The following is a 7,262-nucleotide window of genomic DNA, read 5'->3' as shown; positions in this document are numbered from 1 at the left end:
GAAGATACGCTGCGCCGCGCCCAGGATGAGCTGGTACAGGCCGGAAAACTGGCCGCCATCGGCCAAATGTCCACCAGCATCGCCCACGAATTGAACCAGCCATTAGCGGCACTGCGCACCTTGTCCGGCAACACCGTACGCTTTCTGGAGCGTGGACAACTGGACGTGGCCRGTACCAACCTCAATACCATCAATGAACTGATCGACCGCATGGGCCGGATCACCGCCAGCCTGCGCTCTTTCGCGCGTCGCGGTGATGACAAAGGCCAGGCCAGCCTTGGCAAAGCCGTAGACGCCGCCTTGCAACTGCTTGGCAGTCGGGTGGAAAGTGCGCACCTGCAACTGCATCGCGCTTTCACAGATGTGCAAGTGCAGATCGATCAGACCCGCCTGGAGCAGATTCTGGTCAACCTGGTCGGCAACGCCCTTGATGCCATGCAGGCCCAACCGCTGCCGGAGCTGTGGCTGGAGGGTGACGTTTTCGACGGTAAATATCGCCTTCGCGTGCGCGACAACGGCCACGGCATCGACGCCGAAGCACGCAAGCATCTGTTCGAACCGTTCTTCACCACCAAACCCGGCGCACAAGGCCTGGGCCTCGGCCTGACCCTGTCCGCCAGTCTGGCTGCCGCCACCGGCGGGCACTTGGGCGTCGAACACCCTGCCAGCGGTGGTACCACCTTCGTCCTTAGTTTACCGTTGGTAAGCCCCACTCCCGCCGAGCCAATATGAACAACGACCTTAGTGTGCTGATCGTCGAAGACGATCCTCATGTACTGCTCGGCTGCCAACAGGCGCTGACCCTGGAAGACATTCCTTGCGTCGGCGTGGGCAGCGCCGAGGAAGCCCTGGAACGGGTCGGCGACAATTTCGCCGGCATCGTCATCAGCGACGTTCGCCTTCCCGGCATCGATGGCCTGGAACTGCTGACCCGGCTCAAGGCCCGCGATCGCAGCTTGCCTGTGGTGCTGATTACCGGTCACGGCGATATCTCCATGGCGGTCGGCGCGATGCAAAAAGGCGCCTATGACTTCATGGAGAAACCCTTCTCCCCCGAACGCCTGGTGGACGTCGCCCGCCGTGCATTGGAACAACGCAGCCTCGCCCGCGAAGTCTCGTCATTGCGCCGGCAACTGGCCGAGCGCGATTCCCTCGAAGGCCGCATCATCGGTCGCTCGCCAGCCATGCAAAACCTGCGGGAACTGATCGCCAACGTCGCCGACACCTCGGCCAACGTGTTGATCGAAGGCGAGACCGGCACTGGTAAAGAACTGGTCGCGCGCTGCCTACATGACTTCAGCCGCCGCCACACCAAACAATTCGTCGCGCTGAACTGCGGCGGTCTGCCGGAGAACCTGTTTGAAAGCGAAATTTTCGGCCATGAAGCCAACGCCTTCACCGGTGCCGGCAAGCGGCGGATCGGCAAGATCGAACATGCCGACGGCGGCACGCTGTTCCTCGACGAAGTGGAAAGCATGCCCCTGCCGTTGCAAATCAAACTGCTGCGAGTGTTGCAGGAACGCACCCTCGAACGCCTCGGTTCAAACCAGAGCGTGGCGGTGGATTGCCGGGTGATCGCGGCCACCAAATCCGATCTGGCCGAAACCAGCAAGGCCGGCGAATTCCGCAGCGACCTGTATTACCGCTTGAACGTGGTCACCCTGGAACTGCCGCCGCTGCGCGAACGTCGCGAAGACATCCTGCAACTGTTCGAGCACTTCTTGCAGCAGTCTTCCCTGCGCTTTGACCGCGCCGTGCCGGAGCTGGACAACCAGACCCTGTCGAACCTGATGAGCCACGACTGGCCGGGCAACGTGCGCGAACTGCGCAACGTCACCGAACGCTTCGCCCTCGGCCTGCCGGCCTTCAAAAAAACCGGCGCCAGCGGCAGCAATCAGGGCCTGGCCTTTGCTGAAGCGGTGGAAGCCTTCGAACGCAATTTGCTCAGCGATGCCTTGCAGCGCAGCGGCGGCAACCTGACCCAGGCCAGCCTGGAACTGGGCATGGCCAAAACCACGCTGTTCGACAAAGTTAAAAAGTATGGATTGAGTCACTGATGGATCTGATTCTCAAAGCAGCGTTGGGCGCGGCGGTGGTGCTGATTCTGGCGGCGCTAGCCAAGACCAAAAATTACTACATCGCCGGGCTGGTGCCGTTGTTTCCGACCTTTGCGCTGATTGCGCATTTCATCGTCGGCAAAGGGCGTTCAGTGGAGGACTTGAAAACCACCATCGTGTTTGGCATGTGGTCGATCATTCCCTACTTCGTTTACCTGGCGACGTTGTATGTGATGGTGGACCGGATGCGGTTGGAAGCGTCGCTGGCCGTGGCGGCGGTGGCGTGGTTGATGGCGGCCAGCGTTCTGGTGTCAGTCTGGGTCCGCCTCCAGGCCTGACCACCAACCGTCGCAAGTACTGTGATGTGTAACAGCATTTTGGGAAGCGTCTGACATCAATTCGTTTAATCCCTTGTTAGCGTGGCATTGAAACAGGCTTCAGGACGTTCAGTTGTAATTGACCATGGAAGGTCTTTTGCACCGGTGCATCAACGTCCCGAAGCCTATGCCACGCATAGGACAAGGAGTCATGGATGTTCGACGCTAACCCACACGCCCGTTTCAGCCTGACGATCGACGACTTCAAGCACGACCTTCAGGTGCTTTCATTCACCGGCAAGGAATTCATCAGCCAACCTTACGTCTTTGATCTTGAACTGGTCAGTGAAAGACGGGATCTCACCGGAAAAATCCTGCTGCACAAACGCGCATTTCTGGCTTTCAACGACAGCGGTGCCGGCATTCATGGGCAGGTGAACGGATTTGCCCGAGTCAGTCCCGGTAAACGCCTGACCCGTTATCGCATGACCTTGGTGCCACAACTGGCCTATCTCGGACAGCGCACTAACCAGCGGATTTTCCAACAACTGTCAGTCCCGCAAATCATCAAGCGGCTACTCGCGGAACACGGGATCCTCGAAGACGCCTGCCTGTTCCAACTTGGTTCGACCTACACGCCACGTGACTTCTGCGTGCAGTACGGTGAGTCGGACCTGCACTTCATACAGCGCCTGTGCGAGGAAGAAGGGCTGCACTACCACTTTCGGCATCGCCGTGATCAGCATGTGCAGGTGTTTGGTGACGACCAGACTTTCTTTCCCCGGCTCGACAGTGCAACGCCCTATAAGCAAGACAGCGGCATGATCGCGCAGGAACCGGTGATCAATCACTTTGATGTATGGGAGCAGACCCGCCCCAATAAAAGCGCTCGCCGCGCCTACGACTTTGAGAAAGCCAGCATCCTGCTCGAGTCCAGCTATCGACCGCCCCTCGATCATGCCCAGCCCGATCTGGAGATTTACGATTACCCTGGCCGCTTTACCCAGGGTGAACAGGGCAAACGCCTGAGTCGTCGTGCGCTGGAACGCCAGCGCGCCGATGGCGACGTAGCGCAGGGAAAAAGTGATCAGGCGGCGCTGGTCGCCGGACACTTTTTGCAACTGTCCGAGCACCCGTTCGAAGAATGGAACCAGCTGTGGTTGCTGACCGAGGTTCAACACGAAGGCCGGATGCCCCAGGTCCTCGAAGAGAACGCGGCAAGCCCAATCGTCGACGGCGAAGAAGGCTTTCAAGGCTATCGCAACCAATTCGTCGCCACCCCCTGGGATGTGTTCTACCGCCCGCCCCGGACCCACGACAAACCAAGAATGTTCGGCAGTCAAACGGCCTTGGTAACCGGTCCCGAAGGTGAGGAGATTCACTGCGATAAATACGGTCGGGTGAAGGTGCAGTTTTTCTGGGATCGCGAAGGCCGTCACGACGACAAAAGCAGTTTCTGGGTACGGGTGGCCACCGGTTGGGCCGGCAATGCGCATGGCAGTAGCACCCTCCCGCGAGTAGGCATGGAAGTGCTGGTCAGTTTTCTCGAAGGCGACCCGGATCAGCCGGTGATTAGCGGATGTTTTGTCAACAGTATGAATCCGCCGCCCTATGAGCTGCCCAAGCACAAAACACGCAGCGTATTTCGCTCCCGCAGCTCGCCCGACAGCACCGGATTCAACGAACTGCACCTGGAAGACCGTACCGGCCAGGAATTGATTTACCTGCGCGCCCAGCGGGATATGGAGCAGAAGGTTGAAAACGATAGCCGTCTGGAGGTGGGCAACGAACGTCGGGAAACCGTCAATGGCGACAGCTTCACCGTACTGAAAGCCAAAGAACATCGAACCATTACCGGGGACCGGCACATACAGCTCATGGCCAGCGACTACCTGCAGGTCGCCGGTAACAGCCACACCCGAGTCGATGAAACCCTGGTGACCAGAGCGGGCCGTAAATTTGTCATCGAGGCGGGTGATTACCTGGTTCTGAAAGCGGGCGCGGGTATCAGTATCAGCACCGGCAGCGAACACATTGTGATGGGCCCTGGTGGAATTTTCAGCAGCAGCCAAATCCAGATTGGCGGTACTCCCCTGCCGGGCTCGGACGCATCGATACCGATGCCGGGATCAATTGATGCCTTGTCTGCGCCACCCGAACTGCCCCCAATCATCGCGCCTTCCCAGAAGGCGTTAATGGTGCTCAGTAATGCGCTGGGGGCGAATTTTTGTCCGATCTGCGAAGCCTGCCGGGATGGCCTCTGCCTGAAAGAAGGAGCGGCCGCATGATCGACTTGTTAGTCCATCAATGGATGACCGAACAGCGGCGCTTTGGCCATGAAATATGTCTGGTGCTGGACTCGGAGAATGAGCGCGAAACGCGCCAGTTTTTGTTGAACTCCAGCCAATTTGAACAGTATTTGGGCGTCTACAGCGGCACCCACATCGCAGCCCTGGCTGACGCCGGCCCGTTCATTTTCACCCTGGACCAACCCGGCGACCGCCGTATAGAGGAACTGCTCGAGCACCCCCAGAGAAACTGGGGCTGGCTGGCCAGCCTGCCAAAAGGTGAGATGCGCAAACTGGTGAGTCACTGGCACGAGCGGCTGATCTTCGGCACGCGCCCCCATCAGGCGCTGTATCGCTTTCACGACAATCGAGTATTGGCTCGCGCGCTTGAACATTTGCCCGTCGAGGCCTACCCGGCCTACCTCGGGCCGGCGATCAGTGTGTGCTACTGGAACGGTACAGGCTGGAAAACCGCCTTCAACCCTGCCCCTGGCACCTATCCAGCGCCTGATGAACCTCTTTGGTTGCACACACCGATCCCACCTCCGCAGGCCAAGGAAATTCGCCGGCTCAATGCCCATCGTTATTTGTTGGCAGAGCATCTGAACGCCTACGTCAGACTCGCCGAGCTGCATGACCCAGACACCTGGTTACACGACCGACTGGCCTTGGCAGATGCGTGGGGCTGGCACGAGCCGGAACAATTGGAATTTCTGTTGATCCAGAGTCTGCAGGCGCCCGCCTACACGCTGGCGCCGCACTGGCAGGTGCGTCCTGATGAGAGCGCGACTGAACACTTTGAACGAGTGCGCCACGCAACGGCATTTTGGCAAGGTGAAACTTCGCTATGAAGTGCGCACTCCGAACCGCCGGTCTGGGCTGTTGCCTGGCATTAACCGCTGGCTGTGCCACCAGCCAGTCAAACACGTTCACCTTCACCGCCGATTTACCACCTGACTTCGCGTATCAGGCGATTGCCGTGTATGTACCCGCCAAAGGCGAAACCTGCACCGTGCCGGGCGGGCGAAATACGGAAGTTGGGTACAACATGAAATGGCGTGAAAACTACCAGCCGAATGCTGAAATCGCCCTGCGTCGAACGGTCAGTGGGTGTCCGCTGGTCATTAGCCGCATCGAGCTGAAAATCTACGGGACTTACGGTAAAGACCGGGGAGATTTTGGCGCGGATATCGCCAGCGTATTCATTCGCGACGAGGTGGAAGATCAATACAAAAGCGTCATTAACAACGCCGGCGAAAGCACCTTCTACGGCGAATGCCAACGGCTATTCCGCACCGTCGGGACAAAACGACGCATCGTAAAACTCCTCGACTGTAAAACAACGGATGTTCAGGGCGAGCGGGGACGTGGCCAGCCTTTCGCTGCGTACACCCCGGACCAACTGCCGGGGACAACCGTGAAGATGAACATCGAGTTGGCCAACGAGGAAAGGCCTGGTTGGGGAGACACGTGGGTCAAAGTGCCAAATGGCTGGAAGCGTTGCATGGGCAAAGGCTTTGAAGATCAGGATGCGTATTGCTTTGGCAACTACAAAGATTTCAGCAGTTTTTTAATGCCCGACGGACGGCAATGCACCATTTACCCAGGCTGCACTGAATAAGGACATCACCCCATGACAACGTCGTATCCGCTGGTGAAGTCGCTTAACAGCCCTGCTTTGGGCTGTTGTCTCGCGTTAACCGCAGGCTGCGCCACCAGCCAGCCGAACACATTCACCTTCACTGCCGATCTACCACCCAATTTTGCTTACGTTGCAGCGGTGTATTACGTGCCAGCCAAGGGTGAAACCTGCACCGTTGAAACAAGGGACAATTTGGCGCCCGTGTTCAACAACGCATGGCGAACGGAATACAAACCCGACTCTGAAATCACTATTCGAAGAACCCGAAACGGCTGCCCATTGGTGGTAAGTCGCATCGAGCTGGATATCAATGCGACCTATGGAAAAACACGGGGTGATTTTGGAGGGGATTCCGCAGGGGTCGTCATTCGCGATGAACTGGACCAGCAGTACAAACGTGCCTTCAACGAGGCGGGGCAAAGTACCTTCTTCGGCGAATGCCAATGGCTGTTTCGCACTGTGGGGACAAACCGGCGCATCGTAAAAATCCTTGATTGCAAAAAAACCGATGCGCAGGGCGAACCGGGGCGGGGTCGTCCGTTTTCGGCGTACACCCTCGATCAGTTGCCGGGAAAAACCGTGAGGATGCGCATCAAGTTGGCGGATGAGGAAAGGCCTGGCTGGGGAGACACTTGGGTCAAAGTGCCAAATGGCTGGAAGCGTTGCATGGGCAAAGGCTTTGAAGATCAGGATGCGTATTGCTTTGGCAACTACAAGGACTTCAGCGGTTTTCAGATGCCCGATGGAAAGCAATGCACCATTTACCCAGGCTGCACTGAATAAGGAAAATTCAACATGACGTCATTGGAAAAAGAACTCAAATCGCCGCTGAGCAGCCAAGTGCTGGCATGCCCCGCACAGGGTCGATGGAGCAGCTTTCAGCTAGTCGACGAGTTCGGCTCTGGCGAACCCTATGCCGGGTTGGCCTACGTCGTAACCGACTCGGAAGGGCAAGAAT

General features: G+C 58.0%; 6 protein-coding genes and 1 pseudogene. All 7 read left to right on the top strand.

The annotated features are described in order from the left end of the window. Positions 1–732, top strand: a pseudogene (gene aauS, locus AC1DSG_RS24670) (two-component sensor histidine kinase AauS); the annotation flags it as partial. Further along, positions 729–2,057, top strand: coding sequence for a two-component response regulator AauR (gene aauR / locus AC1DSG_RS24665; RefSeq protein WP_477793231.1), 1,329 nt, complete (start codon positions 729–731; stop codon positions 2,055–2,057). The pseudogene aauS and the gene aauR, both read left to right, overlap by 4 nt. 8 nt (positions 2,058–2,065) lie before the next feature. Continuing rightward, positions 2,066–2,395, top strand: a complete 330-nt coding sequence (locus AC1DSG_RS24660; RefSeq protein ID WP_477793233.1) for a GlpM family protein — start codon at positions 2,066–2,068, stop codon at positions 2,393–2,395. 194 nt (positions 2,396–2,589) lie between these two features. Beyond that, on the top strand, positions 2,590–4,662 hold the full coding sequence (locus tag AC1DSG_RS24655; protein ID WP_477793230.1) for a type VI secretion system Vgr family protein: 2,073 nt from the start codon (positions 2,590–2,592) through the stop codon (positions 4,660–4,662). Further along, positions 4,659–5,513, top strand: a complete 855-nt coding sequence (locus AC1DSG_RS24650; RefSeq protein WP_477793229.1) for a DUF4123 domain-containing protein — start codon at positions 4,659–4,661, stop codon at positions 5,511–5,513. The genes AC1DSG_RS24655 and AC1DSG_RS24650 overlap by 4 nt, the downstream gene beginning before the upstream one ends. Then, entirely contained in the window at positions 5,510–6,283 is a 774-nt protein-coding gene (locus AC1DSG_RS24645) for a hypothetical protein (protein ID WP_477793228.1), read from the top strand. Before AC1DSG_RS24650 ends, AC1DSG_RS24645 begins: the two co-directional genes overlap by 4 nt. A gap of 30 nt (positions 6,284–6,313) precedes the next feature. Then, the gene (locus tag AC1DSG_RS24640; RefSeq protein WP_477793232.1) at positions 6,314–7,087 is read left to right on the top strand and encodes a hypothetical protein; all 774 of its coding nucleotides are present in this window, start codon (positions 6,314–6,316) and stop codon (positions 7,085–7,087) included. Positions 7,088–7,262 lie beyond the last annotated feature (175 nt).

It is taken from the genome of Pseudomonas sp. P5_A12 (assembly GCF_056400685.1).
The sequence above is the reverse complement of the archived record's forward strand: the minus strand, read 5'-3'. Positions and strand labels throughout refer to the sequence as shown.

What these genes read in the sequence shown, in the direction of transcription:
- AC1DSG_RS24650 (WP_477793229.1), top strand. Translation starts at nt 4,659, where the DNA reads ATGATCGACTTGTTAGTCCATCAATGGATGACCGAACAGCGGCGCTTT.
- aauR (WP_477793231.1), top strand. Translation starts at nt 729, where the DNA reads ATGAACAACGACCTTAGTGTGCTGATCGTCGAAGACGATCCTCATGTA.
- AC1DSG_RS24645 (WP_477793228.1), top strand. Translation starts at nt 5,510, where the DNA reads ATGAAGTGCGCACTCCGAACCGCCGGTCTGGGCTGTTGCCTGGCATTA.
- AC1DSG_RS24655 (WP_477793230.1), top strand. Translation starts at nt 2,590, where the DNA reads ATGTTCGACGCTAACCCACACGCCCGTTTCAGCCTGACGATCGACGAC.